Source organism: Myroides sp. LoEW2-1, from assembly GCF_009767705.1.
Classification (GTDB): Bacteria; Bacteroidota; Bacteroidia; order Flavobacteriales; family Flavobacteriaceae; genus Flavobacterium; species Flavobacterium album_A.
Genome location: NZ_WSPP01000395.1, coordinates 1 through 358, shown reverse-complemented (window position 1 = coordinate 358; position 358 = coordinate 1). Strand labels below are relative to the sequence as shown.

The following is a 358-nucleotide window of genomic DNA, read 5'->3' as shown; positions in this document are numbered from 1 at the left end:
TCGATTAGCGCGTTAATTCAAATCTTTCGACTTGCCTTACTCTCTTTTTGTATGCTGTTGTCCAATATGTCTTAGAACGTATTCTTCTTGTTATTATCACTTATGTTTCAAAGCGAGTGCAAAAGTAGAAAACTTTATTTTATAAACCAAACTAATTCGGCTTTATTTTTTAAAGTTTTTTGTATTTTGCTTGTATTAATGTTTTTAGATAAAAAATCCTTGCTGGAAATCAGCAAGGATTTCAAAAGAAGGGCGGCGACATACTCTCCCACTGGTTAGCAGTACCATCTGCGCTAGCGGGCTTAACTTCTCTGTTCGAAATGGGAAGAGGTGAGCCCCGCCGCAATAACCACCCTAA

Annotated in this window: 1 rRNA gene; it reads right to left on the bottom strand. The window is 37.4% G+C overall.

The features are described from left to right. Positions 1-247: 247 nt before the first annotated feature. Positions 248-357: ribosomal RNA gene (gene rrf / locus GOQ24_RS16340) — 5S ribosomal RNA — on the bottom strand. Position 358 lies beyond the last annotated feature (1 nt).